The sequence below is a fragment of the Enterocloster lavalensis genome (assembly GCF_046603895.1).
GTDB lineage: Bacteria > Bacillota > Clostridia > Lachnospirales > Lachnospiraceae > Enterocloster > Enterocloster lavalensis.
In genome coordinates this window covers 4,984,245-5,008,285 of sequence record NZ_CP176637.1, presented here as the reverse complement: position 1 = coordinate 5,008,285, position 24,041 = coordinate 4,984,245, and the positions used below count along the sequence as shown (strand labels likewise).

21 protein-coding genes are annotated in these 24,041 nt (G+C 56.2%); 3 read left to right on the top strand and 18 right to left on the bottom strand.

All coding sequences use genetic code 11. The annotated features are described in order from the left end of the window. Positions 1-277 precede the first annotated feature (277 nt). The 11 genes from ACK2JC_RS22410 to ACK2JC_RS22360 form a co-directional block, all read right to left on the bottom strand. A complete protein-coding gene (locus tag ACK2JC_RS22410; RefSeq protein ID WP_368271435.1) occupies positions 278-1,267 on the bottom strand; it encodes a LacI family DNA-binding transcriptional regulator in 990 nt (329 codons plus the stop codon). Between the two features lie 41 nt (positions 1,268-1,308). Continuing rightward, a complete protein-coding gene (yiaK, locus tag ACK2JC_RS22405; protein WP_368271436.1) occupies positions 1,309-2,316 on the bottom strand; it encodes a 3-dehydro-L-gulonate 2-dehydrogenase in 1,008 nt (335 codons plus the stop codon). Positions 2,317-2,898: 582 nt separating this feature from the next. Beyond that, positions 2,899-3,882, bottom strand: a complete 984-nt coding sequence (locus ACK2JC_RS22400; protein WP_368271437.1) for a GGDEF domain-containing protein — start codon at positions 3,880-3,882, stop codon at positions 2,899-2,901. 104 nt (positions 3,883-3,986) lie between these two features. Beyond that, positions 3,987-4,943, bottom strand: a complete 957-nt coding sequence (locus ACK2JC_RS22395) for a GTP-binding protein (protein WP_092363368.1) — start codon at positions 4,941-4,943, stop codon at positions 3,987-3,989. A gap of 6 nt (positions 4,944-4,949) precedes the next feature. Next, a complete protein-coding gene (locus ACK2JC_RS22390) occupies positions 4,950-6,266 on the bottom strand; it encodes a CobW family GTP-binding protein (protein ID WP_320936189.1) in 1,317 nt (438 codons plus the stop codon). 161 nt (positions 6,267-6,427) lie between these two features. Further along, positions 6,428-7,084, bottom strand: a complete 657-nt coding sequence (locus ACK2JC_RS22385) for a potassium channel family protein (RefSeq protein ID WP_118754709.1) — start codon at positions 7,082-7,084, stop codon at positions 6,428-6,430. A 47-nt stretch (positions 7,085-7,131) separates the two neighbouring features. Beyond that, a complete protein-coding gene (locus tag ACK2JC_RS22380) occupies positions 7,132-8,502 on the bottom strand; it encodes a TrkH family potassium uptake protein (protein ID WP_320936190.1) in 1,371 nt (456 codons plus the stop codon). Positions 8,503-8,555: 53 nt separating this feature from the next. Beyond that, positions 8,556-9,377 carry a metal ABC transporter permease gene (locus ACK2JC_RS22375; protein WP_092363377.1) on the bottom strand — a complete coding sequence of 274 codons (822 nt, stop codon included), beginning with the start codon at positions 9,375-9,377 and terminating at the stop codon, positions 8,556-8,558. Then, complete coding sequence (locus tag ACK2JC_RS22370; RefSeq protein WP_320936191.1) at positions 9,361-10,218, bottom strand: metal ABC transporter ATP-binding protein; 858 nt, start codon at positions 10,216-10,218, stop codon at positions 9,361-9,363. Before ACK2JC_RS22370 ends, ACK2JC_RS22375 begins: the two co-directional genes overlap by 17 nt. A gap of 60 nt (positions 10,219-10,278) precedes the next feature. Further along, a complete protein-coding gene (locus tag ACK2JC_RS22365; RefSeq protein WP_331681191.1) occupies positions 10,279-11,274 on the bottom strand; it encodes a metal ABC transporter substrate-binding protein in 996 nt (331 codons plus the stop codon). Further along, positions 11,267-11,944: an HAD family hydrolase gene (locus tag ACK2JC_RS22360; protein ID WP_092363386.1), complete on the bottom strand. Its 678-nt coding sequence runs from the start codon at positions 11,942-11,944 to the stop codon at positions 11,267-11,269. Before ACK2JC_RS22360 ends, ACK2JC_RS22365 begins: the two co-directional genes overlap by 8 nt. Positions 11,945-12,432: 488 nt before the next feature. On the opposite strand from ACK2JC_RS22360, the gene ACK2JC_RS22355 reads away from it, so the two are divergent. Beyond that, a complete protein-coding gene (locus tag ACK2JC_RS22355; RefSeq protein ID WP_368275008.1) occupies positions 12,433-14,166 on the top strand; it encodes an IS1634 family transposase in 1,734 nt (577 codons plus the stop codon). A gap of 335 nt (positions 14,167-14,501) precedes the next feature. Further along, entirely contained in the window at positions 14,502-15,389 is an 888-nt protein-coding gene (locus ACK2JC_RS22350; RefSeq protein WP_118754712.1) for a DegV family protein, read from the top strand. Between the two features lie 36 nt (positions 15,390-15,425). Here the strand turns inward: ACK2JC_RS22350 and ACK2JC_RS22345 are convergent, their stop codons facing one another. From ACK2JC_RS22345 to ACK2JC_RS22315, 7 genes are all read right to left on the bottom strand, one after another. Beyond that, positions 15,426-16,247: a DUF368 domain-containing protein gene (locus tag ACK2JC_RS22345; protein ID WP_118754713.1), complete on the bottom strand. Its 822-nt coding sequence runs from the start codon at positions 16,245-16,247 to the stop codon at positions 15,426-15,428. A 136-nt stretch (positions 16,248-16,383) separates the two neighbouring features. After that, a complete protein-coding gene (locus ACK2JC_RS22340; protein ID WP_227169977.1) occupies positions 16,384-17,487 on the bottom strand; it encodes a mandelate racemase/muconate lactonizing enzyme family protein in 1,104 nt (367 codons plus the stop codon). Beyond that, a complete protein-coding gene (locus tag ACK2JC_RS22335) occupies positions 17,484-19,364 on the bottom strand; it encodes a TRAP transporter fused permease subunit (protein WP_320938426.1) in 1,881 nt (626 codons plus the stop codon). The genes ACK2JC_RS22340 and ACK2JC_RS22335 overlap by 4 nt, the downstream gene beginning before the upstream one ends. A 109-nt stretch (positions 19,365-19,473) precedes the next feature. After that, the gene (locus tag ACK2JC_RS22330; RefSeq protein ID WP_320938425.1) at positions 19,474-20,565 is read right to left on the bottom strand and encodes a TAXI family TRAP transporter solute-binding subunit; all 1,092 of its coding nucleotides are present in this window, start codon (positions 20,563-20,565) and stop codon (positions 19,474-19,476) included. A 25-nt stretch (positions 20,566-20,590) separates the two neighbouring features. Further along, positions 20,591-21,280 (bottom strand): RraA family protein, encoded by a 690-nt coding sequence (locus ACK2JC_RS22325; RefSeq protein WP_276952957.1) that lies wholly within the window; start codon positions 21,278-21,280, stop codon positions 20,591-20,593. A 41-nt stretch (positions 21,281-21,321) separates the two neighbouring features. Beyond that, positions 21,322-22,050, bottom strand: coding sequence for a PIG-L deacetylase family protein (locus tag ACK2JC_RS22320; RefSeq protein WP_227169985.1), 729 nt, complete (start codon positions 22,048-22,050; stop codon positions 21,322-21,324). 20 nt (positions 22,051-22,070) lie between these two features. Further along, a complete protein-coding gene (locus ACK2JC_RS22315; protein ID WP_227169987.1) occupies positions 22,071-22,961 on the bottom strand; it encodes a DUF6282 family protein in 891 nt (296 codons plus the stop codon). A gap of 142 nt (positions 22,962-23,103) precedes the next feature. On the opposite strand from ACK2JC_RS22315, the gene ACK2JC_RS22310 reads away from it, so the two are divergent. Then, on the top strand, positions 23,104-24,033 hold the full coding sequence (locus ACK2JC_RS22310) for a LysR family transcriptional regulator (RefSeq protein ID WP_320938424.1): 930 nt from the start codon (positions 23,104-23,106) through the stop codon (positions 24,031-24,033). Positions 24,034-24,041: the final 8 nt, after the last annotated feature.

Here is a 24,041-nt window from a genome sequence, read left to right as displayed (position 1 = left end):
CTTCCCCACCCGGGGCGCGGGCGGCAGGCCGATTGTGCATACCCACCAATTCGCTTCATGCACCGCATTTTTTCGAGACAATTCAGACCCCAAACATGGTCCGATCTGTCATCATTTCCCTTCACACGCCGAAACGAGAGGTTTTCAGGCACGCTTCAGGCCTTTCATCCTCTCGTTTCGTACAGTAATCAACTATAACAGATCCGGTATTGGCTGTCAACCGGCAAGTTTACCAATCTGCCGGCGCGGATTGTACCGCCAGCGGAATTTTTTTCGCTCAAGTGGACTGGCGCACCACCAGCTCCGGCTGGATGGCGACGCTGACAGCCGAGCCTTTTTTCTCGATGGTATCCCGGAGAAGCTGGGCGCACATGCCGCCCAAAAGCTCCGGTTTGTTATCCAATGTCGTCAGCTCCGGCTCGCAGATCCGCGCTTCCGGCGAATTGTTGCAGCCCGTCACCGCCACGTCCTCCGGGATGCGATAGCCCTGTTTTTTCAGGCCCTTCATCACGCCGATGGCCGTGGTGTCCTCGCCGCACACCACCCCGTCAAAGGGGATCCCGGAGCGGACGATCTCCTCCGCGGCTTGCATGCCGCCCTCCAGGCCGTAGGCCGCCGTAAATACCCGGGACTCCGGCTGGGACACGTCCCTCAGCTTCAATCCCTCCACAAATCCCCGGCGTTTTGCGTGAGCGCTGTCATTCTCCAGGTCGAACACGTAGACCAGGTTTTTCCTGCCGCCGTCCAACAGATAATCCACCACCGTGCGGATCGCCTTGGTGTCGTCCACCAATACGGAATAAAAATTCGGACTGTCCACATGGCCGTTGGCCAGAACCACCGGAATCTCCTTAATCTGGGCAATGATCTGCGGATAATGGATCAGGTTGTTGAAAATGGACCCGATCAGAACCAGGCCGTCGATCTGTTTCTCCGCCAATATTTTAAAATACCGGTCGCACTCACCGATGGAGCCGCCCGTGTTGCACACCGTCACATTGTAGCCCTGGTTGCTGAACTCCTGCTCGATCACATAGATCATCCGGGCGTAATGAGTCACCCGCACGTCGATGGTGAGAATGGCGATGCTCTTCATGGTCTTGGAAACCATACCGCGGGCAATGGCGCTGGGTTTGTAATCGTACTTTTTCAGCGCCTCCTCGACCCGCTTGCGGATCTGCGGATTGACGTTTCCCTTATTGTTCAAAACCCGGGACACGGTGGATATGGACGTATTGGCTTCCGCTGCAATGTCGTAGATATTCATGGATCGCCTCCCTGTTTTACATAATTTTACAGTTCAAATGATCACCGCTCCAGCGAGAGAATAGTCTGCCAGACTTCGTCGATCACCGGGATTCCATTCGCCAGATTCTCCTGGCGGGTGTTCAGCTCAATTTCTCCCGGATAAAATACCTCTCCCCCCGTCTCGGCCGGCTGGGAGGCCTTGATATCCGCCAGAATTTCATCCACAATGCGGTCCGTCAGCTCCACGGAATTGAATTTGCACGGGTCGATGGCGATCATCACCTGGGAAAGGCCCACTTCATCGCCAAAGGTGCCGATTTTGGAGACGGAGTTGGCGTTGGTCAGCACGGTGGCGATTAAGTCCAGGGCGATGGAAATGCCGCTGCCCTTCCAGTAACCCATGGGCAGCACTCTCCAGCTCTCCTCGATCTTGGCGGGGTCCGTGGTCAGATTACCCTCGCTGTCGTATCCGCCGGGAACGGGAAGCTGTCTGCCTTTCAGCCTTGTCTCCTCGATCTTGCCGTAGGAGAACTGGGAGACCGCGCAGTCGACCACCGCGTGCCTGCCGTCGCTTCTGGGGATGGACATGATGAGCGGGTTATTGCCGATCTTCCGGTCCTTGCCGCCCCAGGCGGGCATGTTGGGCATGGTGTTGGACCAGCAGATGCCGATGCAGCCCGCGTCCGCCGCCTGCCAGCCGTAGCTGCCGCCGCGCATCCAGTGATTGTTGTTCCCCAGGGCTACCACGCCCACGCCGTATTCCTTCGCCAGCTCGCAGGCCCGGCCCATGGCCAGCCGCGCGTTCAGGGGGCCGAAACCCCGGTGGCCGTCCCAGCGCTCGATGGCCCCCATGCGCTCCACGCACTCCGCAATGGAGTGACAGTTGATCTCGCCCTTGTCCAGGTACTCCACCACCCGCGGAAATCGGTTCACGCCGTGGCTGTACACGCCGTCCAGGCTGTTCTGAGCGAACACGGTGGCCGCGTCCCTGGCGTGCTCGCCGGAAAATCCACGGCTCTCCAGAATCTTCTGGAATTTCGCCAACAGCTCTTCGTATGAAATTCTCATTGTTTCCCCTCCTTAACTTCTGCATATTGCAGGCAGGCTGCCGTCCGGACCGGAACGCCCTTCGCCTGCAATCCCCAAAGAGCCATTGGATGCGTTTTTCAGCGCTCCGTTCTTCAACCTGGCCTGCTCTTTCTTGTTAGAGCTCGGTGCAAGTGTGTGAAAAGGCTTTCTTAGTTTTAATTAAAACGAGGTATTTTCCCAAAGGCCCTTCTGATAATTATCATAACACCAAATACCTTTTTGTCAAGTTTTTATATGTATTTTAGGTGCATTTCCTGAGTTCGATTCAAATGGAAAATCTGTGAAAAAGCGCTTTCACAGATTATAGAATACTTCGCGGATTATCTGCTTTCCGGCGGATGATCTCTCATCCCGTTTTTTATCGCTTTCGTACAAAAAATAACGCCGCAGCGCGGGAGATGAATTTCCACAATTATTTCCACAATTCATCTCATGGCACTGCGGCGCTGATAGGCGTCACATTTTGAGTTAATGATATTCTGTTGCCTCCGATATAGGGCATTTTACAGAGGCAGTACGCGCTTCCAATTTTTTACAGTTTAAGTGGACTGCTCCTTCCTCTTACGGCTCCTTCTCCCCCGCCGGCCACATGGGATAGCAGTGGTGCAGCAGAACGCCCTGGCACTCTCCGCCAATGGCTTTATAGAAGGCTGTGCAGATGCGGTCCGCGATCATTTCCACATTTTCCGCGGAGGCGTCGGAAATCATCACCAGGTATTGGCAGCTGCTGTACTGGGTGAACACGTCGCCGGAGCGGAGGGAGATTTGAATCTCGTCTTTTAACACCGCCATCTGCTCCTCCCGCCTGGTGAGAGGAGGAAAATCGCCGTTCCCGTCGGTCAGGGTGATCAGCAAAATGTAAGAGCTGATCTCCGCCCGCCGGAGCCTGCGTTCCACAAAACGGTAAATATGTTTGAACGTCTCGTAATCCTGACAGTAAGCGCCCGGAATCAGGCTCTGCTCCGCCAGCTCCCCGCGGACCTGCTTTAAATCCACCATGAAATTGCCCTTGCGGGCATCGGAGTCCGACGTCTGCTCGCGGGCGCTCACCTCATCCTTGTCCAGCTCCCCGTAAGCCCGGGCGAACAGGCTCCTGTACGTGTCGTCCTGCCCGCAGATGGCGCCCCCGGTGCTGAGGGAAATGGAAATCTCCGCGCCACCCGGCAGCCCCATGGTCTTTAAACGCTCCCGTATCTGGCGGCAGCGCTGCTGCAGAAATTTTTCGTCCTGATTGACCGGCATAAACACCACAAATTCATCGTCGTCCACCCGGCCCACCACGTCGTGCCGGAATACCATGGAATCCAGCACCTCGGCGATGGAGCTGAGCACATGATCCCCCACAATGTGGCCGTAACGGCTGTTGATTCTGCGAAAACGGTCCACGTCCAGAAGGATCATCACCCCACAGCCCCGCTCCTGAATCAAACGGTTGATTTTCTCCTCAGCCGCCTCCCGGTCGTACAGGCCGGTAAGCCAGTCATGGCCGGCCCGATGGTTCAGACGCTCATTTTCTTCTTTCAGCCTTTGAATTGTGGTTATCATATATTACCTCCTCGTGTGTATGCGGTTGAGGAAAGCCGTCCACTCCGCCCCCTAATCCCCGGTCCGGGCAAAAAGGCATCACCAGGCCGGTGATGCCGATTGGATCAGAACTGTACAACGTCTTTGATCTCCTGGGCAGGTTCCACGCTTCTGGCGTAAAGCACCGGTCCCTCCCCGTGATAGTCCTTCTGATATTCCACGCCCACCTCGGCGCGTACCTTTACCCACTGCTTGGTGCGGTATTCCTCGGCTCCCTGCCATTTGCACATGAAGCCCAAAAACGTCATGTCCGCCTCGCAGCAGGTCATAGCCATGCGGCCCGGCACAAACTGGCCTTTTGGAAATTTAGGGGATTTGAGCACCATAGCCGTGAATTCCACTGTCTTTCCCTTGTACCGCTCAGGCTGGTCCATGCAGTCGATATACCAGATGCCGTAGGCCTCCGGCTTAATCTCAATCACGTCTGCGTTGACGTCGTAGGGCAGATCCTCCTCCAGCGTGGCCTGCTCGATCTCCCCGTTCTTGTCCTCCAGCACGATCTCACTCTCCCGGCTCATGGCCCGGATGGTCCGGCGGTAGCTGGTGAGCTTTTCATCCGGAAGGCCGTCGCACCGGTTCATGATAACCAGCTCGGAACCGCGCAGCATTGCGCCTAAAAGCGGTTTCATATTCTGCACGTACAGCTCGAAGGTGGAACCGTCAATGATGGTGATCTGCTGGTAAATCACCCAGTCGTCCGGTAGGCGCAGGTCATCCTGGTTCCACATGCCGTTCCACTCCATGAGCACGCGCTCCGGGCGGTAAATCACCTCCAGCTCGTCCAGATACTGGGGCGTCAATTTTTCCATGCTGTCCACAAATACCACCGCGGTGCGGTTCTTTTTCAGCATCTTTGCGTCGTACTCCGTGTCTCCCTCTTCGCACACGATCAGCAGGGTTTTCCCGTCGGTTTTAAAATAATCCTGCCGCATGGTGAAATCCAGAAACTGGGTTTTCCCCGCCTCCAGAAATCCATTGATGAGAAACAGCGGCATCACATCGTCATCTATCTCATATGCCATGGCTTTTTAACCTCTTCCGAATACCTGGTTTAACGCGCCCTCGTTTAAGTTCGCGCCGATCACGCACACCTTACCCGTGTAGTCGGGTCTGCCGTCGCGGATCTCATACTGCTGAGGCACCAGGTCAAAATAGAGCCACTCGCCCGGATTCTCCGTCGGCAGCATCCCCTTGGCCCGAAGCACGTCGCCGAACTCCTTTGTGTCGGAAAGGCGTTTCAACACGTCCTCCAACTGGTCCCTGGTGACCGGAACAATCGTCTCCATGCCCCAGCTGGTGAACACCTCGTCGGCGTGGTGGTGATGGTGGTGGCCGGCGTGGTCGTGGTGGTGATCGTGGTCATGGCATTCATGGCCGTGGTTATGCTCGTGGCATTCATGATTGTGGTCGTGGCCTTCGTGAGCGTGGTCATGCTCATGGCACTCATGAGCGTGGTCGTGGCCTTCGTGAGCGTGGTCATGGCACCCATGATCATGTTCGTGACCTTCGTGATCATGGTCGTGACCGTGCTCATGACACTCATGATCGTGATCGTGGCCTTCATGGCCGTGGTCATGCTCGTGGCACTCATGAGCGTGGTCGTGGCCTTCGTGATCGTGGCCATGCTCGTGGCACTCATGAGCGTGATCATGGCCTTCGTGACCATGGTCATGGTCATGCCCACAACAACACTCCTCTTCCTGGTGGCGGCTGCGGCGCACTTCCTCCAGCATATCGTCCAGCATGGTGTCGCGCTTCTCAATGATTTCAAGCAGCTGTTTTCCGTCCAGGCGGTCCACCGGCGTGGTGACGATGACGGCCTTGGGGTTCTTCCCGCGGATCATGTCCACGTCCAGCTGGATCTTGGCAGCGTCGGCGATGTCCGTGCGGCTGAGCACGATGGTTCCGGCGTTCTCAATCTGGTTGTTGAAGAATTCGCCGAAATTCTTCATGTACATCTTACACTTGTTGGCGTCCACAATGGTCACGGCGCTGTTCAGCTCCACCTCCATATCCGCGGACACGTCGATAACGGCCTTCATCACGTCGGAGAGCTTGCCCACGCCCGACGGTTCGATGATGATGCGGTCCGGCTTGTACTTGGTCAGAACCTCTTCCAGGGATTTTCCGAAATCGCCCACCAATGAGCAGCAGATGCAGCCGGAGTTCATTTCCCGAATCTCAATCCCGGCGTCCTTTAAAAATCCGCCGTCGATGCCGATCTCGCCGAACTCGTTCTCAATCAGCACCACCTGCTCGCCGGAGATGGCCTCTTCCAGCAGCTTCTTAATAAATGTAGTCTTCCCAGCTCCCAGGAAACCGGAAATAATATCGATTTTTGTCATTTCAGCTCTTCCTTCTTTCTCAATCCGTCGCCGCTCCGGCCCTGCCGGACAGCCTGATGATTAACCTGTTAATTCATTATTTTGGCACAACCCTCCGCCAAAGTCAAGCGGTGGCGTCCATTTCACGCGGAGTCATAACGGGCTGCCGTTCCCCCCGCAGTTTAACGCAGCTGCCGGAGAATTTTCTCCGCGTCCTCCTGCCTGCCCAACACCATCAGATGAACGTCCTTCTCGATCACATAGTCCGCCCCGGGCAGCATGGTCATGTGCCCCCCGGTGTCCTTCACTCCGATGATGGAGATGCCGTACACCTGGCGGATGTTCAGATCCTTGATGGATTTCCCCGCCCAGGCCGGCAGGGGAAGAATCTCGTAAATGGACACGCCCGCCGACAGCTCGGTGTAGTCGAACACATGGTTTGCGCTGTAACGCACCGCGGCCTTCTCCGCCACATCCCGGTCCGGGTAAACCACCTCGTCCGCCCCGTTTTTGAGCAGAAGCCGGGCGTGAATGTCCCGGTTGGCCTTGCTGACCACGTACCTGGCGCCCATCTCCTTGATCATGCTGGTCACTTCCAGACTGTTCTGGAAATTATTTCCAATACAGATAAAGCAGATGTCGAAGTTGTCCACGCCCAGGCTTTTGAGCACCAGCTCGTTGGTGCAGTCGCCGATCTTAGCGCTGACCACGTAGGGCAGAACCGGCTCCAGCCGCTCCTCCTGCATGTCCACCGCCATAATCTGGTTGTCCAGCTTGCCCAGGTTCTCGCAGAGGTGCTGCCCGAACCTGCCCATTCCGATTACTAAGATTGATTTCATAAGATAGATTATCTCCCTTCCGCAGTCAACTTAATACCGCATACGTTTTATCCCACTGTAATCCGCTCCGACGGCAGCTGCACATGGGGCTTGCGCTTGGTCCTGGTGAATGCCAGGGCAAAGGAAAGGCTGCCGATTCGTCCGCAGTACATTAACATAATGATCATAAATCTGGAAAATGTATTCAGGCTTCTTGTCACGCCTGTGCTCATGCCGCTGGTGCCCATGGCCGAGCACGTCTCGAATAGGACCGCTGACATGGGCAGGTTCTGGACCGTCATGATCAGGATGGAGGCCACGATGGTCAGGCAGAGGTTGATGGTCAGAATACAGGCGGACTGGCGGATGGATTCGTCCTGAAGCCTGCGCCCGAACACCTCCACACCGTAGGTCTGGCGCACGTTGCTGACCACATAGAACAGCAGCACCATCAGGGTGGTGGTCTTGATACCGCCTGCCGTGGAACCGGGGCTTCCGCCGATAAACATGAGCACCGCGGTCAAAAACTTGCTGCCGTCGGTCAGCGCCGCTGTGTCCACGGTGTTAAAGCCCGCGGTTCTTGGCGTCACCGCGCTGAACAGGCAGGCCAGGAATTTCTCGGATCCGGTCATGCCCACCAGGATATTTCCCCGCTCCATCATATAAAACAGCAGCATGCTGCCCGCGATCAGGATCGCCGTGGTCACCAGCACGATCTTGGTGTGCAGCATGTAATGGCGCACATGCCACCGCTTGGTGTACAGATCGTCCCAGACGATAAACCCGATGCCGCCGATGACGATCAGGGAAACGATCACCAGGTTCACCAGCCAGTCCCCCACGTAGTTGCACAGGGAAATGTATTTTTCCGTGTGCCCCATCAGGTCGAAGCCCGCGTTGCAGAAGGCGGAGATGGAGTGGAAAATGCTGTACCAGATCCCTTTGAGCAACCCGAACTGTGGGATAAAGCGGATGGAAAGCAGGATCGCCCCCACCCCCTCAAAAATCGCCGTGCCCTTGATAATCCGCTTGGTCAGACGCACCATTCCGCCGATCTGCAGGGTGTTGACGCTCTCCTGCATCAGCCCCCGCTCCTTGAGGCCAATTTTCCGTCTCAAAATAATGGACAGGAAAATGCCGATGCTGATAAAGCCCAGGCCGCCCAGCTGAATCATGATCAGAATCAGCACCTGGCCGAACAGACTCCACTGGGTCCAGGTGTCCACCACCACCAGGCCCGTCACGCAGGTGGCGCTGGTGGCTGTGAACAGGCAGTTGAAAAACGGCTCCGACTGCCCGTCGCGGCTGGCAATGGGCAGGGTGAGCAGAAGCGCTCCCGTCATAATAATGATAAAAAAACCGTAGGCGATAAATTGAGTCTGGGAAATGCATTTGCTCAGCTTATTCCGTTTTTTTCGGACGCTCTTATCTTGTTCCATATCGTTATCCTCGTTTACCATTCATTTTGTATCTTCATCCGGCCCAGCCGGTTTTATGCCCGCAGCTTCCCCAGGGACTGCCAGGCTCCGAACAACAGGAACGCCAGCAGATTCACCACCACCACGCTGGCCCCTGCGGGGGTGGACAGCTGGTAGGATGCCACCATGCCGATCAGAAAGCAGATCAGCGACAGCGCGGCGCTGGAGATGGTCACGCTTCGAAAGCTCTTGAACACCCGCATGGAGGTCAGCGCCGGAAAGATGATCAGGCTGGAAATGAGCATGGCGCCCATCATGCGCATGCCCAGCACAATGGTCACAGCCGTCAGCACGGCGATCACCACGTTGTAGGCGTTCACGCGCACGCCCGTGGCCTTGGCGAAGCTCTCGTCAAAGGTCACTGCGAATATCTTGTGGTAGCACAGGCCGTACATGGCCAGCACCACCGCGGAGAGGATCACGGAAAAAATCACGTCCTCGCGGCTCATGGCCAGGATGCTGCCGAACATATAGCTGCTCACATCCGTGGTCATGCCCGTGGTCATGGAGGTGACGATAATGCCGATGGCCAGGGCGCTGGCCGAGATCATGGCGATGGCCGCGTCGCTCTTCACCTGGCCGTTTTCCGTGATGCGCAGCAGGAAAAACGCGGCGAGCACCACCACCGGGATGGACACCTTTAAGGGCGACCAGCCCAGGGCCAGGGCGATGGACAGCGCCCCGAAGGAGACGTGGCTCAGTCCATCCCCGATCATGGAGTAGCGCTTTAATACCAGGCTGACGCCCAGAAGGGAGGCGCAGAGCGAAACCATCAGGCCGCCCACCAGGGCGCGCACCAGAAAGGGATAAGAGAGCATCTCACTGATCATTTCCATGGCAGCAGCCTCCTTTCTCCTCCTGACGGCCCGTATGCCTGCCGCCGGAAGCGCCCAATACCGGCGCCGGAAGCCCCTCGGGTCCGGTCTGCAGATGGACCGCGTGGCAGCCCGCAGTGGGTTTGCATTTCCCCTGCTCCTTCTCGTGGAAGAAATGGCCCGCCGCCTGGCTGTTCATATAGTCGTGGGCAGGCCCGTAAAAGAGCACCTGTTTTTGCAGGTGCAGAATCTTGTTGGCTTCCTCCACCGCGTTGCGCAGGTCATGGGAGACCATGAGAATGGCCACCCCGTCCTCCCGGTTCAGGCGGCGGATCATCTGGTAAAAGTCCTGGATCGCCGCCGGGTCCAGTCCGGTGATCGGCTCGTCCAGAATCAGAAGGCGGCTGGTGGCGCACAGCGCCCGGGCGATTAAGACCCGCTGCTGCTGCCCGCCGGACAGCTCCCGGTAGCAGTGCTTTTTTAAGGGGGTGATCCCCAGCTTCTCCATATTTTTCTCCGCCAGCTCCTTCTCCGATCTGGAGTAAAAGGGCAGGCGTCCCGTGCGGCTTAAGGCGCCGCTCAAAACCACCTCCCGCACCGTGGCGGGAAAATCCTTCTGGGCCGCGGTCTGCTGGGGCAGGTAGCCGATGCCGGTCCGGCGCAGCTCCTCCGCCACCGTCAGGCGGCCGGCGGTGGGCTTTAACAGGCCCAGCAGGCCCTTCATCAGGGTGCTCTTGCCGGAACCATTTTCCCCGACAATGCACAGGTAGTCTCCCGCGTCCACTTCCATGTTCACGTCCACCACCGCGTCCTGGTTGTCATATCCGAAATCCACGTGTTCACATTTAATCAATGGTGTCATTCTATTACCTCGTTATCCATTCTGCCTTAACCGCCGGGCTGTCCGGCTCTCAAATCCGGCTCAGCTAAGCCCTGCCCGCAGCGCATCCACGTTCCGCTTCATCAGCTGCAGGTAGGTGATGCCCTGGTCGAACTCCCGCCTGGTCACGTTGTGGCAGGAGTGAAGGAGCATCGGTTTGGCTCCCGTCTCCTCCCCGATCACCCTGGCGGTGCTGTGGCTGGACAGTTCCAGATAGTAAACCACCGGAATCTGCTCCGCCTTGATCTTGTCGATCAGGTAGGCGATGGTTCTGGCGCTGGGCTCCGTGTCGCTGCTGCACCCGGAAAAGGCCGCCCGGTAGGACAGGCCGTACTCGTCGGCAAAATAGCGGAAGGGGAACTTGTCCGCCACGATAATCATATGGCGTTTTCCCTGGGCGGCCACCTGCCGGAATTCCCCATCCAGCTCTTCAAGCTCCCCGAGGTACGCCCGGGTGTTCTCATCGAACCGCCCGGCCTCCCCTGGAAGGGCCTCGTCCAGTGTCTGGTTGATGATCTTTACAATGGCCATGGCGTTCACCGGCGACGTCCAGATGTGCTCGTCGTACTCGATCTCCACCCCGTGGCCGTCGTCGTCCTCATCCGCGTGTTCATGGTCCGCATGCTCGTGTTCTGCATCCTCCATGCCCTCCACATGCTCCTCCTCCACCGCGTCGACGTAGTCCATCATGGTGACGATCTTCATGTGGGATTTGTCAATGGAGTCCAGAACCTGGCTGAGCCAGTGCTCCATCTCTCCGCCGTTGCAGATCAGCACGTCGGCCTCCTGGATGGTGATCATGTCCGCCGGGGTGGGCTCAAAGGAATGGCTGTCCATCCCAGCCGGAACCACCAGGGTCAGGTTCACCCGGTCCCCCGCCACCTGGCGCACAAAGTCATAATAAGGAAACAGCGTGGTAACGACCTTCAGCCGCCCGTCCTCCGTCGTCTCCGGCCTCCGGGCGCAGCCGGCCGTCACCGCCGCCGCCAGGAAAAGCAGAGCCAGAAGCCCTGCCGTCCGTTTAATCCAATTACGCAATCCCGTTCACGTCCTTTACAATCTGTATCACCTGGGAGGGGTGATCCACAATATAGGCCGGATGAAACGCCTCCAGCTCTTCCCGCCCGCGAAAGCCCCAGGTGACGCCCACCGTGTCCGCTCCGGCGGCCAGGCCCGTCTCCATATCCGTGTTGGTGTCCCCCAGATACAGGCACTCCTTCACGTCCGCGCCCAGCTCCCGGGCGATCATCCACACGCCGTCCGGTGCGGGCTTGCGGCGGATTCCCTCGCTCTCACGTTCCCCGTTTACAATGTCAAAATAGCCGCTGCCGAACACGCCCTCCACATTTTCCAAGGTCCGCTCGTGGGGTTTGTTGGAGAGCACCGCAGCCTTAATCCCGTTGGCTTTCAAAAAATCCAGCAGCTCCGAAATACCCTGGTAGGGCTCCACCCGGTACATGCACACATCCTTGAAAAATTCCGAGTAGCGGACCAGGGACTCCTGGTAATTCACCAGCGATTCATCGCCGCAGGCGGTCAAAGCGCGCTCCATCAGCTTCCGGTACCCGTCGCCCACAAAGCGCTTGGCCTCCTCCACCGTGATCTCCCGGAGCCCGAACGACGCCAGGGTGAGGTTTACGGATTTACGGATGGCGTGGATTGAATTGACCAGCGTGCCGTCCAGGTCGAATATACAGCATTTATACATAGCATTGGCATTCCTTTCCATATTTATACTTTATACCATTTCCGACGGTGATTGCCGGACCGCAAACGCCGGTTTTGCCTGCGCGGATGGGGCTATCGCCGATAAATGTTCTTATTTATGCCTTATTATACCTTGTCGTCAGCCATAGGTTGGCGATAAGGGATACGTTTCCTTGTTATACCTTGTCGTCAACCGCAGGTTGATGATAAGAAATACGTTTCCTTATTATAGCATAGATTACTAGTTTTGTAACCTCTTTCTAATTTCTTTATCATTCTTTCCCATACCGGTCTCCGAATTGACACCTTACCCCGGGCCGTGTTATACTTTTCCCAGACCAAACGACAGCCAACCCGGGAGTTTGACACCTGAAAATCTTGCAAGCCTTATGGCTGCTTATTTTTTTGTCAAATTCAGAAAGTTTTTAGTGCGTAATAGCGTAATATATGATATAATACGATTATACCATCTCTCTTAAGGAGTCTGCCATGCGATTGACTACAAATAAAACCAAAAATGGAATAAGCTACTACATCATCCGCTCTGTCCGCCGCGACGGCAAACGCTCCTCAGAAGTTGTGGAACGCCTTGGAACTGAACGGGAAATCATGGAAAAATATCATTGTACAGATGCCAATAAATGGGCTAAGGCGCATCTGGACGAGCTCAATCAGGCCGAAGCTGAAAAGCAGCATAAAGTCCTTGTTCCGCTGCGGACGGATATTCTCATTCCTTTCGATAAGCAGAATTCCTATAACGTTGGTTACCTTTTCCTTCAGAAGATCTACTATGATCTTCGCCTGCCAAACATCTGTAGAAAGATTTCAAAAGAATATTCGTTTTCCTATGACCTTGATTCCATCCTTTCACGTCTTGTATATGAGAGGATCCTCAATCCGTCTTCAAAACTCTCCTGCTATGAGCAGTCCTCCGATTTGCTCGAACCACCGGCTTTTGAACTGCATCAGATTTATCGTGCCCTGTCTGTCATTGCAAACGAATCCGATTCCATCCAGGCGGAACTGTATGAAGCAAGCCGGCGGCTGGTCAAACGGCAGACCGGAGTCCTGTACTATGACTGTACCAATTACTTTTTTGAAACGGAATGTCAGGAAGGCCTGAAACAATACGGTCCGAGCAAGGAACATCGCCCGAGCCCTATCGTCGAGATGGGACTTTTCATTGATCGAAGTGGGATCCCCCTTGCCTTTTGTATCCATCCAGGCAATACCAATGAACAGACTACTCTGATCCCATTGGAAGAACAGATCCTGAGAGATTTCTCGCTTTCAAAATTTATCGTCTGTACGGATGCTGGATTGTCTTCTGAACGCAACCGGAAATTCAACAACTTTGGCGGCCGCTGTTTCATAACAACGCAGTCCATTAAAAAGCTCAAAAAAGATTTGCGCCAATGGTGTCTGGAGCCCACCGGATGGCATCTGAAAGACAGCCTGGATACCTATGATATCAGCAGGCTCGAAGACACCGCTAAAAACCGCAGCAAGCTATTCTACAAGCAGCTGTATGTGGAAGGAAATGACGGGAAACGTGATATTGATTTCGATCAGACTCTGATCGTGACCTATTCCCTGAAATACAGGAACTATCAACAACAGATCCGAAATCAGCAGATTTTAAGAGCGATAAAAGCAATTGATACCGAGCCGAAAAGGATTGATAAGCATAGCCAGAATGATTACCGCAGATTCATAAAGAAAACATCGATCACCGCATATGGTGAATGCGCTGCAAATAAAATTTACGAAATTGATCAGGACGCCGTACAGGAAGAAGCCCAGTATGACGGCTTCTATGCCGTCTATACGAATCTCGACGATGACCCTTCCGAAATCGCAGCAGTAAATCAAGGGCGGTGGGAAATCGAAGAATCTTTCCGGATCATGAAATCAGAATTCGAGGCCAGGCCGGTTTACCTAAAACGGGATGACAGGATCAAAGCTCACTTTACGACATGTTTTATCGCGCTTTTAATCTACCGGATTCTGGAACGCAAACTAGACAGCCAGTTCACTTGTGATGAGATTATTTCGACACTCAGAAAAATGAGGGTAACAAGCATAGGAAACGAAGGATATATCCCATCTTACACACGTACAAAGCTTACGGATGCGTTGCATGAGTACGCCGGGTTCCGTACTGACTATGAATTGATAAAGAAACGTACCATAAAGGGTATCTGCAGACATTCAAAAGAATAAGAATCCATTACTCCCTTTTTTCAAAAAGAAAAGCCCTCAGAAACGGCATAAATACGACGTTTCTAAGGGTTTTCAACATTCTAAACTGTCAAACTTGGGATTATAGCATAGATTACTAGTTTTGTAACCTCTTTCTAATTTCTTTATCATTCTTTCCCATACCGGTCTCCGAATTGACACCTTACCCCGGGCCGTGTTATACTTTTCCCAGACCAAACGACAGCCACCCCCGCAGCCTGCTGCGGGGTCTGTACCTTAAAGCACAGCGGGACACGAGGAGGCCATAGCCGATCCCCGGCCTGCCGCTTTGGGGAAAATACGAGGGGGAATCATAGATGAGCGATTATATTATTACCTGCTGTTCCACCGCGGACATGCCGGAATCCTTTTTTACTGAAAAAAATATTCCGTACGCCTGCTTCCACTTCACCATGGACGGGTGCGAATACGCCGACGATCTGGGCAAATCCATCACCAACGAGGAATTTTACCAGCGCGTCAAAAACGGCGCTATGCCTGTGACCTCACAGGTAAACGCCGAACAGTACGAAACTATGTTTGAGCCGTTCTTAAAAGACGGCAAGGATATCATTCACATTACGCTGTCCTCAGGCATCTCCGGAACCATCAATTCCGCACAGATTGCAAGGGACGAGATGGCGGAGCGCTATCCGGACCGCCGGATCACGGTGGTGGACTCCCTGTCCGCCTCCTCGGGGTACGGCCTGCTGGTGGACACCGCCTGGGAGAAAATGCAGTCCGGCTGCGGCTACGACGAGCTCTGCGCCTGGCTTCTTTCGTACCGGGCCAACCTGCACCACTGGTTTTTCACCTCGGACCTCTCCCACTTAAAGCGCGGGGGACGCATTTCCGCTTCCGCGGCGTTCTTCGGAGGGATGTTAAACATCTGCCCCCTGATGGAGGTCAACCAGGAGGGTAAGCTGATCCCCCGGGAGAAAATCCGCGGCAAAAAGAAGGTGATCCGGGAGATCGTGGAGCGGATGAAGGAGCACGCCCTGGACGGAACGGATTACAGCGGGAAATGCTTCATCTCCCAGTCCGCCTGCATGGAGGACGCCAGGGAGGTGGCCGATCTGGTGGAGCAAACCTTCCCCAAACTGGACGGCCCCGTAATGATCAACGACATCGGCACGGTCATCGGCTCCCACACCGGGCCGGGCACCGTGGCCCTGTTCTACTGGGGCGATCCACGGACCGTGTAAGGCAGATAGCGGGAATCGCGGAGGGCAGCAGCCTTTTTACGCCGCAGCCGCCTCCCGCCGCGACATGGCGTATAGCGCCGCGAACCCGGCAGCCGCGGTGAGCGCGCTAAATACCAGCGCCCCGCCCGCGGGAATCCCCGGGAACAGCTCGGGCAGAGAGCCAAACATAAAGCCCAGGATAATCAGGTAGGTTGGCTGTGGATGGCGCTCCATCAGGCGTTCCAGCACCTTGGTGGTGAGGAAAATGCCGCCCACCACGCCGATTCCCAGGGGAATCAGGGGCAGGATGTTGAGATTCCCAATATTTTCCATTATCCCTTCATAAATCCCCAGCATGTAGAGCATCTGGGACACGCTGATTCCCGGCAGAACCAGCCCCACTGCGATGATCACGCCGCCCACAAGCTGGAGCAGCATCCCGAGAAGCCCAGCCCCTTCCTGAGGGCCGAACAGTCCCTGGGGCAGAAATGCCAGAGCCACCACCAGGGCGATTCCGATTGCCGGGTAGACAAAGGCTTTCACATCCAGGCGCTTCACCCCGGCCTCCCGGTAGATCATGGGCACGCCACCGGCCACGGCTCCCAGGAAGAAAAAGCGCACCGGGATGTCCGCAGGCCCGGTCAAAAGGGCGTTGATCAGCCGGGCGAACAGAATCATGCCCAGCCCGGCCCCTCCCACAAAGAGCGCCAGAAACGTCACGCTCTCCTTCGGGTGTTTAAAAAATGAGCTGACCGAGGTGATCAGCCGGTCGTATATTCCCATAATCATAGCCATGGACCCGCCGCTGACGCCGGGCACCGTCATGGTACCCCCGATCCACATGCCTTTTAAGATTGTAGTGATTCCTTCACGGTTCATCGTATTCTCCTTTTCCCACACACTGTCTCTTCAATATATTCCCCGACTCAGGCCGTCTATGCAGCCCATTGTAACTTGTGGGGCGGAAAAAGTCGAATTAAAATTCTGCAAAGAAAATGGAAACGGCGTCTATCGGTTACGCGAGATAGCGCTCCACAGCCTTCTCATCCAGCACCAGCCCGTGCCCGGCTCCTTCCGGCGCCCGCACGATGCCATTGCTGGCAGTTACGGGATTTGCGATCACCTTCTGGATCAGGAACAGCGCGGAATTCTGGTCCATATACTCCAGTTCCCGAATCTGCGGGATGGACAGCGCCAGTTGCACGGACAGGTCGTGGCACCAGTGAGGCGCCAGCCTCAAACCGTGATAGGCTGCAATACCCGCGTACTGCATAAAGCCTGTGATTCCGCCCACGTAGGCCACATCAGGCTGCAGGATTCTGGCCGCCTTGCTGTTAATAATGTCCCGGAACTGTGCCATGGTGTAGTGGCTCTCCCCCAGGGCCACCGGCATGGACACATTGGCCGCCACATAGGCGCAGCCCGGTATATCGTCCAGGGCCACAGGCTCCTCCAGGAACCCGATGTCGTACTGTTCGAATTTCTTCGCCATGGGAATGATCACATCCGCCTCATAGGCGCAGAACGCGTCCACCATCAGCCGCCGGTCCGGGCCGATGAGCTTGCGGCAGAACGCGATCCGCTCCAGGTCCTGGCTCACGGCGGCCCCGCCGATTTTGATTTTAAAGGAGGAAAATCCCCGGTCCAGCCCTTTGCCGATATCCTGTTCCAGATAGTCCAGCATGTCGGAAGTTTTCGTGGAATCCACCGGGTAATGTCCGCCGCTGTAATACACCGGAATCTCTTCCCGGTAGCAGCCCAGCAGCCGGTAAAGCGGCAGACCGCAGCTCTTGCCCACAATATCCCACAGCGCGATGTCGATGGCGGAGAGCGCCCGCATGGAGATTCCGCCCCTGTCCCAGCGCACCGCCTGGGTGCGTTTCATCTTCTCATACAGCCGTCTGGTGTCTATCTCCTCCCCCACCAGAATTTCCGCCAGCTCGTCCACCACCGCTTTTGTGTGGTGCATCCCAAAGGAAAAGCTCCAGCCCGTGATGCCCTCGTCCGTGGTAACGGTCACGATGGTGTATTTGCAGTGTGTGAATTTAAACGCCGGATTGTGGATCGGGCGGTTTAGGGGAATGCTGATATTTCTGGCCTCTACAGATTTAATTTTCATGGCTGACCTCCTCGTTTTTTCAGAATCGTTTCAATGGCAAAGACCGCCGCTGCCGCTGCCAGGCCCCCAAGATCGCTCATGGTGCCCCCGTCCAGCAGCAGAAGGGCCGACAGGATCAGCACGGCACGGCTGGCCTTTCTGGGGTACGGAACCCCATTCACCGCCATGGTGAGAACAGTGATTGCGATGGTGGACGTGACCGCGGTCTGCAGGATCGCGGCCGGGCTTCCGGTCATCAGAATGGACGGATTGAGCACAAACATCACCGGCAGCAGGAATCCCGCAAGGCCCAGCTTCACCGCCAGCCAGCCCGTTTTGTTGGTATCACAGCCCGCGATACCCGCGGCTGCGTAGGCCGCCAGCGCCACCGGCGGCGTGATGGCGGAAATACAGCCGAAGTAGAACACGTAAAACTGCGCGCTGAGCTGGGAAACGCCGAAGGACACCAGGGCGGGCGCGGTCAGAGCCGCAAGGATCACGTAAACGCCCACGCTGGGAAGCCCCATGCCCAGGATAATCCCGGAAATAGCCACCAGCAGCATGAGAATGTACAGATTTTCGCCGGAGAGCATGATCATCAGGGAGGACAGTTTCAGCCCCAGTCCGGTGAGCGACAGCATGGAGATCACCACGCCCGCGATGGCGCAGGCCAGGGCCACGCTGATCATATTTTTGGCCGCGTCCAGGAAAATACCGATTGCAGCCTTTGGCGTCACCCGGTTCTCCCTGCTGAACCAGCTGGCGACCAGGCTCAGGCCGCAGCAGTACAGCGCCGCCTTGTTGGTGGACAGTCTGAGCACCACCAGCATATACACCAGCACCCCGATGGGCAGAATCAGAAACCAGCTTTTCTTAAGCGTCGCTTTAAAATCCGGCAGCTGGCTGGCCGGAAGCCCCTTCATGCCGCCTTTAACCGCTACCAGATGGATGGAAATGAGCACCATAAAATAATATAGAAACGCTGGCAGAATGGCGGCCCGCACGATGGTCATATACGGCACCCCCATGCTCTGGGCCATGATGAACGCGGCCGCTCCCATGATGGGCGGCATGATCTGCCCGCCGGTGGACGCCACCGCCTCCACTGCCCCCGCGTATTCCGGCTCATATCCCACCTTCTTCATAAGTGGGATGGTGAACGTGCCGGTGGAGACCACGTTGGCGATGGGCGAGCCGCTGATGCTGCCAAACAGCGCGCTGCTCACCACCGCCACCTTGGCCGGGCCGCCCCGGATGGTCCCAAACGCGGCGAAAGCCAGGTCGATAAATGCCTGACCCGCTCCCGTGTATTGCAGCACAGACCCGAAAATGACGAACATCGCCACGGTTCCGGCGGATACGCCCAGCGGCGTGCCCATAATGCCGTCCTCTCCCAAAATAAGGGAGGAAGAAATTCTGGCGATGCTGTAGGTCCTGTGCCCCAGCGCGCCGGGAATCCGGTCCCCGAACACGCCGTAGGCCAGGGCGGTGACGGCGATCAGCGGCATCACCCATCCCAGGGTTCGCTGGGTGATAAAGAACAGCGCGGCCGTCAGGATCAGGCCCGCCAGAATGATCTCCTTGTTAGGCGCGCCCTGGAAAAACACAAGCTGCTTGTCCATGATGAAAATGTAGGAGGCCGCATAGATAACGCCCCCGAAAAACAGAGCGTTCACCGCCACGTCAATCGGGTGAATCCGCTCTCCCTTTTCCAGCTTTTTCACAAAATACACCAGCACCGCCAACAGCAGAATCAGCCCGATGTGAACCACCTTCTGCCGCATGATGGACAGCGTACCCCGGTACACGGCGTACAGATGGAACAGGCAGAGCACGGCCGAAAGTACGGTGATGAGATAATTGAGGTACTTTTTCATATCCGGTTTTTCAGTTTTCATGTGGAAACACCTCTTTCCCCGTGGATTGCGGCGGCCAGTCTGCGGCCGCCGCAACGGTCGATTCCGGGATTCCCGCGAAAATGCGCGGGCCCGGAGTCAATCAAAACGCTTACTGGATCAAACCGGCCTCCCGGTAATACTTCTCCGCTCCGGGATGGATGGGCAGGGGATAGCTGTCGATGGACTCTTTCTGCGTCTCGAGACAGTAGTCCGCCGCAGGCGCGTAGATGGCCTCCGCAGCCTCCGTATTCTCCATAATGGCCTTGGTCAGCTGGTAAATGGCGTCCTCGTCTACCTGGTCGTTGGTGAACATCAGCACCCGCAGTCCCACCGTGGGCGTGTCCTCTTTGATGGTGGAATATGCGCCCGCCTTGATCACAGTAGGCACATAGGACTGGGGATGTTTGGTGATCACGTTGTTGATCTCCTGCTCCGTCAGGCTGATGAACACCACGTCCGGGTGAGCCGCGGTCAGGCTGGAGTAGGCGGAGGACGGAATGGCGTTTGTGGCGCAGATCGCATCGATATCGCCGTTGATCAGGGCCTCGGCGGCCTGGTCGTGGCTCATCCACTCGCCGGTATAGTCCTCGTTGACCACAAAGCCCGTTGCGGCCTCGATGATCTCAGGCATAATATAGGGCGCTCCGGTGGGCCCCACGCTCACTTTTCTGCCCTTAATATCCTCCAGAGTTTTGATCGGGGAGTCCTCCAGCGTCATTACATGGAAATAGTTCATGTTACCGGACATAACCGCCCGCAGGTTCGTGGCCGCCTTGCTCTCGAACTCTCTCTTTCCCTCGTAAGCGCTCAGGGCGTCGCCGGGGTTGGCAAAGCTCACATCCGCCTCGTAGGAGGAGAGAAGGGCCAGGTTTTCATTGGTTCCCGCGGAAGCCTCCACGTTGATGGTCATATTAGGGTTCACCGACGGGATCAGCTGGGAGTAAGCGGCTGCCAGCATGTAGAACACGCCGCCGTTGGTTCCGCTGGCCATGGTCAGGGAATGGCTCTGCCCCTCCGGGGCCGCCGTTTCGGATTCCGCACCCTGGGCGGTCTCCTTCTCAGTTTCCGCCGGGGCCTGGGTCTGGGCCTCTTTGGTGGTTTCCGGGGCGGCAGCGCCCGCGCCGGACGAACAGGCGGCGGTAAACGCGGTGCACACCGCCAGAGCCAGAGCCGTCAACATCCTTCTGTTATTTCTATACATAATTCTTTCTCCTTCCTTTGCGTGATCACACGCATTTGGCGCTTAATATACGGTTAATATTGTCCTTTTTGATGTTTCCGTCCGCGATCTCCTGCCTGCGGACCTCCTCATAATCCGTCTTTTTCTTCGCACCTGCAGCCACGTCGGCCACATCCTCCCTGGGGATCACCACCACGCCACTTGCGTCGGCGGCGATGAAATCTCCGGGACGGACCACCACACCTCCGCAGCAGACCGGAACATTGATCTCCCCCGGCCCTTCCTTGTCCCCGGCGCAGCTGACGGAGCCGCGGGCGTATACCGGAAGTCCCACTTCGATCACTTCCTCGCAGTCCCGGATCACGCCGTCGATCACGATTCCCCCCGCATTCTGTTTTTTCAGCGCCGAGGCCATCAGCTCACCCAAAAGGGCGTAGCTGGTGCAGCCCTGGGTATCGCAGACCACGATATAGCCGTCCTTTACAAGCTCCGTCGCCTTATGTAACATCAGATTATCTCCCGGCCTCAGTTTGACGGTCAGGGCCGGACCCAGCATTTTAGCGCCCGGAACCATTGGGCGGATGCCCATATCCATACAGTAGAAGCCTTTCATTCCGTCCGCCAGATTGGCGGTGGAGAATCCCTCCAGCCCCTTTGTCAGCTCCCGCCACGGTTGATCGAACTCATAGTTGGATTTGACCCGGCAGCCGATTCTTCCCATTATCGTATCATTCATCTTCATTTCCTCTGTGATCTGATTGACAGTTGCATGCGCCCTTACGCCAGGCCGGACGCCACCTGGGGAAATACCCGGGCGAAGCTCTCCGCGTACTGGCAGTCCTTCCTTCCCGAAAGACGTCTGGCGTGGTTCCCCCGCATGAAGGCGCGCTGCTTGTAGTATTCGATCAGGTGCCCCTGCGCCTTGAAACACTCCATGGCCTCCACCTTCTGCGGGTAGCTCTCGGTGATATCCACAAATATCCCCGGCACATAGCCGCTGAGCTCGGTCTGGTGGGGTTCAAAGCCGTAAAGCTGCATCTGACTGGTGGCTTTGAGGCCCGGCGTGATCACACCGGCGGAGTTGGACTCCACGCTGCACCGGAACACAAACTCGTGGACCGCGTTGTGGTCCGGGTTCAGGACATCCCGACGGTCGTGGGTGATAATGGCCGTGGGCCGTATTTCACGAATCCTTCTGACCATGTCCTCCTCCTGCTTTTCTGAAAACCGCAGCGGATAATCCTCCATGTCCCAGAACTCGATGTCTCGGACCCCCAGAATCCCGGCGGCCTTCCTGGATTCCGCTGTGCGGATCTCCTTCACACGCTCCGCGGTCTGATCCGGGGCCTTCCAGAGATCGTTGGATTCCCCCCGGACCCCCACGCTCAGCACTACCAGGTGCACCTGGGCCCCGTTTTTCACATACTTGGCGATTGTGCCGCCTGCCCGCCACACAAAATCGGCGGCGTGGGCGCTCACAACCAGGAGCCGTTCATCCTGCATCATACGCATTCCTCCCCTTTCATTTATGAAATAAGATTTTTTGGATTCGTTACAAACATTTTTCGGATATCATCCTCGCTGACCCCGGCCTCCAGAAGTTTTTGGGCGAACTGCTCCATACCCTCGTCCGGGTAGACATTGGCCCTCTGCCCCAAATCCGTGGAGCAGATCACACGGTCCGCCCCCACGGCTCGAATCTGTTCCAGCGTCACACCAAAATCCACCTTTCCCGTGCTGTAGGTGGTGAAGCAGTGCTCCATTTGCGCGCCCATGGCCACCAACTCCCGCTGCTGTTCAATATCATAGAAGGTGCTGGGAAAATCCACATGGGTGACGACCATCTTCTTCACCCCCCGCTCCTTCCCTGCGGAAATGAGGGCAAAGGTCTCTTCATGGGAAATGTGACCGGTGGCCAGCACCATATCCCACTTTGCGATAATATCCAGTATGTCCCAGACCTCGTCCTTCAGCTTTCCGTCCTCATGCAGCAGGGTGATGGTTGGGCAGGAAATATTTTCCTCGCGCATCTGGATAATGATGTTGGCCCAAAACGGCAGCTTGACCGCTTTGCCCGGGTTCTCCGGGAACACGTGCTGCTGTTCGTACTGGGAATCGCAGGTGGGAAACCACACGATTTTCGCGCCGGCCCGGCCCGCCAGCTCCACCGCCGCAGGATTGAGTCCGCCAACGGAAGAATTCAGCGTGACCGCCCCCACCGCGTGAATCTGCGGATACACCTTGTTCACCAGCCCGGCCCGCTCCGCCGTGCAGAAATAGTGGGACTTGATGGCAAATCCCGCCATCCCCGCCTTCAGAAAGCGCTGTGCCAGCTCCAGATCGTCGGCCTTGCGCGGCAATACGTCGGGGGCGGAGTGAATATGCAGGTCATAGGCCCCTTGGATCAGACTGCTCATATAATACCTCCAATAAAATTTGAAAAATGAGAAAAAAATTATTGACTTTTACTATATTTTTATTCTATCATTGATTTATAATAAGTCAAATGCATAAAACAAATATAAATAATAACACAATGTTATGGTTGGAGGAATTGCCATGAATCCAGGCGGTTTGCAGATCAACAACAAGAATATGGAGTATGTAGCCGCGGTAGCTCAGTACGACAGCATCACCGCAGCCGCCGAATCCCTTTACATCTCCCAGCCGGCCCTCAGCCGGTTCATCAGCAATCTGGAAAAACGCATCGGCGTCACGCTGTTCCAGCGCGTGGGCAACCGTTTCCTGCTGACCTACGAGGGCGAGCGCTTCCTATACCATGCGAAGCGGATCATGGAGATCGAGCAGGAGCTGCAAAACGAGCTCAGCGATATCAACAAACAGAAACAGGGACGGCTCAGGCTCGCCCTGCCGGTGCTGCGAAGCCCCAACATTCTGCCCCGTATCCTTCCCCCCTTTTCCAGGCAATACCCGAATGTGGACATTATCATCACAGAGCTGCACTCGGGATTTCTGGAAAATATGCTGCTGGACGGCGATGTGGACTTCGCCATTTTAAACGATGTCCCAAAAGATCCCAGAATCGTAGCCGAACACATCCGGGACGACGAGGTGATGCTGATCGTCTCCCCCTCCCATCCGCTGGCCGGGGCCGGAATAGAACGGCCCGGTTCCAGGCACAAGCAGATCGATTTAAGCCTTTTCAAGGATGAGAATTTCATCATGCAGCCCAACGACCAGCGCACCCGCAGGGCCGCGGACCGGATCATGAAGGATGCCGGGATCACGCCCCGGGTGCTGTGCACCACCAGAAGCATCGAGGCGTCCGTGCGCATGGTGCTCCAGGACATGGGCGTGTGCTTCGCTGCGGAAACCCATATTAAATATATGATGCTACCCTTTAAGCCCGTCTGCTTTTCCCTCGGGAATCCCGCGGCTATCCTGCAGCTCTCACTCTGCTATCTGCGCGGAAATTACCAGCCCCAGTATTTCAGCGATTTTATTGAGACTGTGAAAAAGAGGATGTAGGCTCTGGG

Excerpts from the sequence above, each read along its gene's own strand:
- ACK2JC_RS22395 (WP_092363368.1), bottom strand. The coding sequence starts at position 4,943 with ATGGCATATGAGATAGATGACGATGTGATGCCGCTGTTTCTCATCAAT.
- ACK2JC_RS22380 (WP_320936190.1), bottom strand. The coding sequence starts at position 8,502 with ATGGAACAAGATAAGAGCGTCCGAAAAAAACGGAATAAGCTGAGCAAA.
- ACK2JC_RS22355 (WP_368275008.1), top strand. The coding sequence starts at position 12,433 with ATGCGATTGACTACAAATAAAACCAAAAATGGAATAAGCTACTACATC.
- ACK2JC_RS22340 (WP_227169977.1), bottom strand. The coding sequence starts at position 17,487 with ATGAAAATTAAATCTGTAGAGGCCAGAAATATCAGCATTCCCCTAAAC.
- ACK2JC_RS22315 (WP_227169987.1), bottom strand. The coding sequence starts at position 22,961 with ATGAGCAGTCTGATCCAAGGGGCCTATGACCTGCATATTCACTCCGCC.
- ACK2JC_RS22310 (WP_320938424.1), top strand. The coding sequence starts at position 23,104 with ATGAATCCAGGCGGTTTGCAGATCAACAACAAGAATATGGAGTATGTA.
- ACK2JC_RS22320 (WP_227169985.1), bottom strand. The coding sequence starts at position 22,050 with ATGATGCAGGATGAACGGCTCCTGGTTGTGAGCGCCCACGCCGCCGAT.
- ACK2JC_RS22345 (WP_118754713.1), bottom strand. The coding sequence starts at position 16,247 with ATGAACCGTGAAGGAATCACTACAATCTTAAAAGGCATGTGGATCGGG.
- ACK2JC_RS22390 (WP_320936189.1), bottom strand. The coding sequence starts at position 6,266 with ATGACAAAAATCGATATTATTTCCGGTTTCCTGGGAGCTGGGAAGACT.
- ACK2JC_RS22350 (WP_118754712.1), top strand. The coding sequence starts at position 14,502 with ATGAGCGATTATATTATTACCTGCTGTTCCACCGCGGACATGCCGGAA.
- ACK2JC_RS22325 (WP_276952957.1), bottom strand. The coding sequence starts at position 21,280 with ATGAATGATACGATAATGGGAAGAATCGGCTGCCGGGTCAAATCCAAC.
- ACK2JC_RS22360 (WP_092363386.1), bottom strand. The coding sequence starts at position 11,944 with ATGTATAAATGCTGTATATTCGACCTGGACGGCACGCTGGTCAATTCA.
- ACK2JC_RS22375 (WP_092363377.1), bottom strand. The coding sequence starts at position 9,377 with ATGGAAATGATCAGTGAGATGCTCTCTTATCCCTTTCTGGTGCGCGCC.
- ACK2JC_RS22370 (WP_320936191.1), bottom strand. The coding sequence starts at position 10,218 with ATGACACCATTGATTAAATGTGAACACGTGGATTTCGGATATGACAAC.
- ACK2JC_RS22335 (WP_320938426.1), bottom strand. The coding sequence starts at position 19,364 with ATGAAAACTGAAAAACCGGATATGAAAAAGTACCTCAATTATCTCATC.
- ACK2JC_RS22400 (WP_368271437.1), bottom strand. The coding sequence starts at position 3,882 with ATGATAACCACAATTCAAAGGCTGAAAGAAGAAAATGAGCGTCTGAAC.
- ACK2JC_RS22385 (WP_118754709.1), bottom strand. The coding sequence starts at position 7,084 with ATGAAATCAATCTTAGTAATCGGAATGGGCAGGTTCGGGCAGCACCTC.
- ACK2JC_RS22330 (WP_320938425.1), bottom strand. The coding sequence starts at position 20,565 with ATGTATAGAAATAACAGAAGGATGTTGACGGCTCTGGCTCTGGCGGTG.
- yiaK (WP_368271436.1), bottom strand. The coding sequence starts at position 2,316 with ATGAGAATTTCATACGAAGAGCTGTTGGCGAAATTCCAGAAGATTCTG.
- ACK2JC_RS22410 (WP_368271435.1), bottom strand. The coding sequence starts at position 1,267 with ATGAATATCTACGACATTGCAGCGGAAGCCAATACGTCCATATCCACC.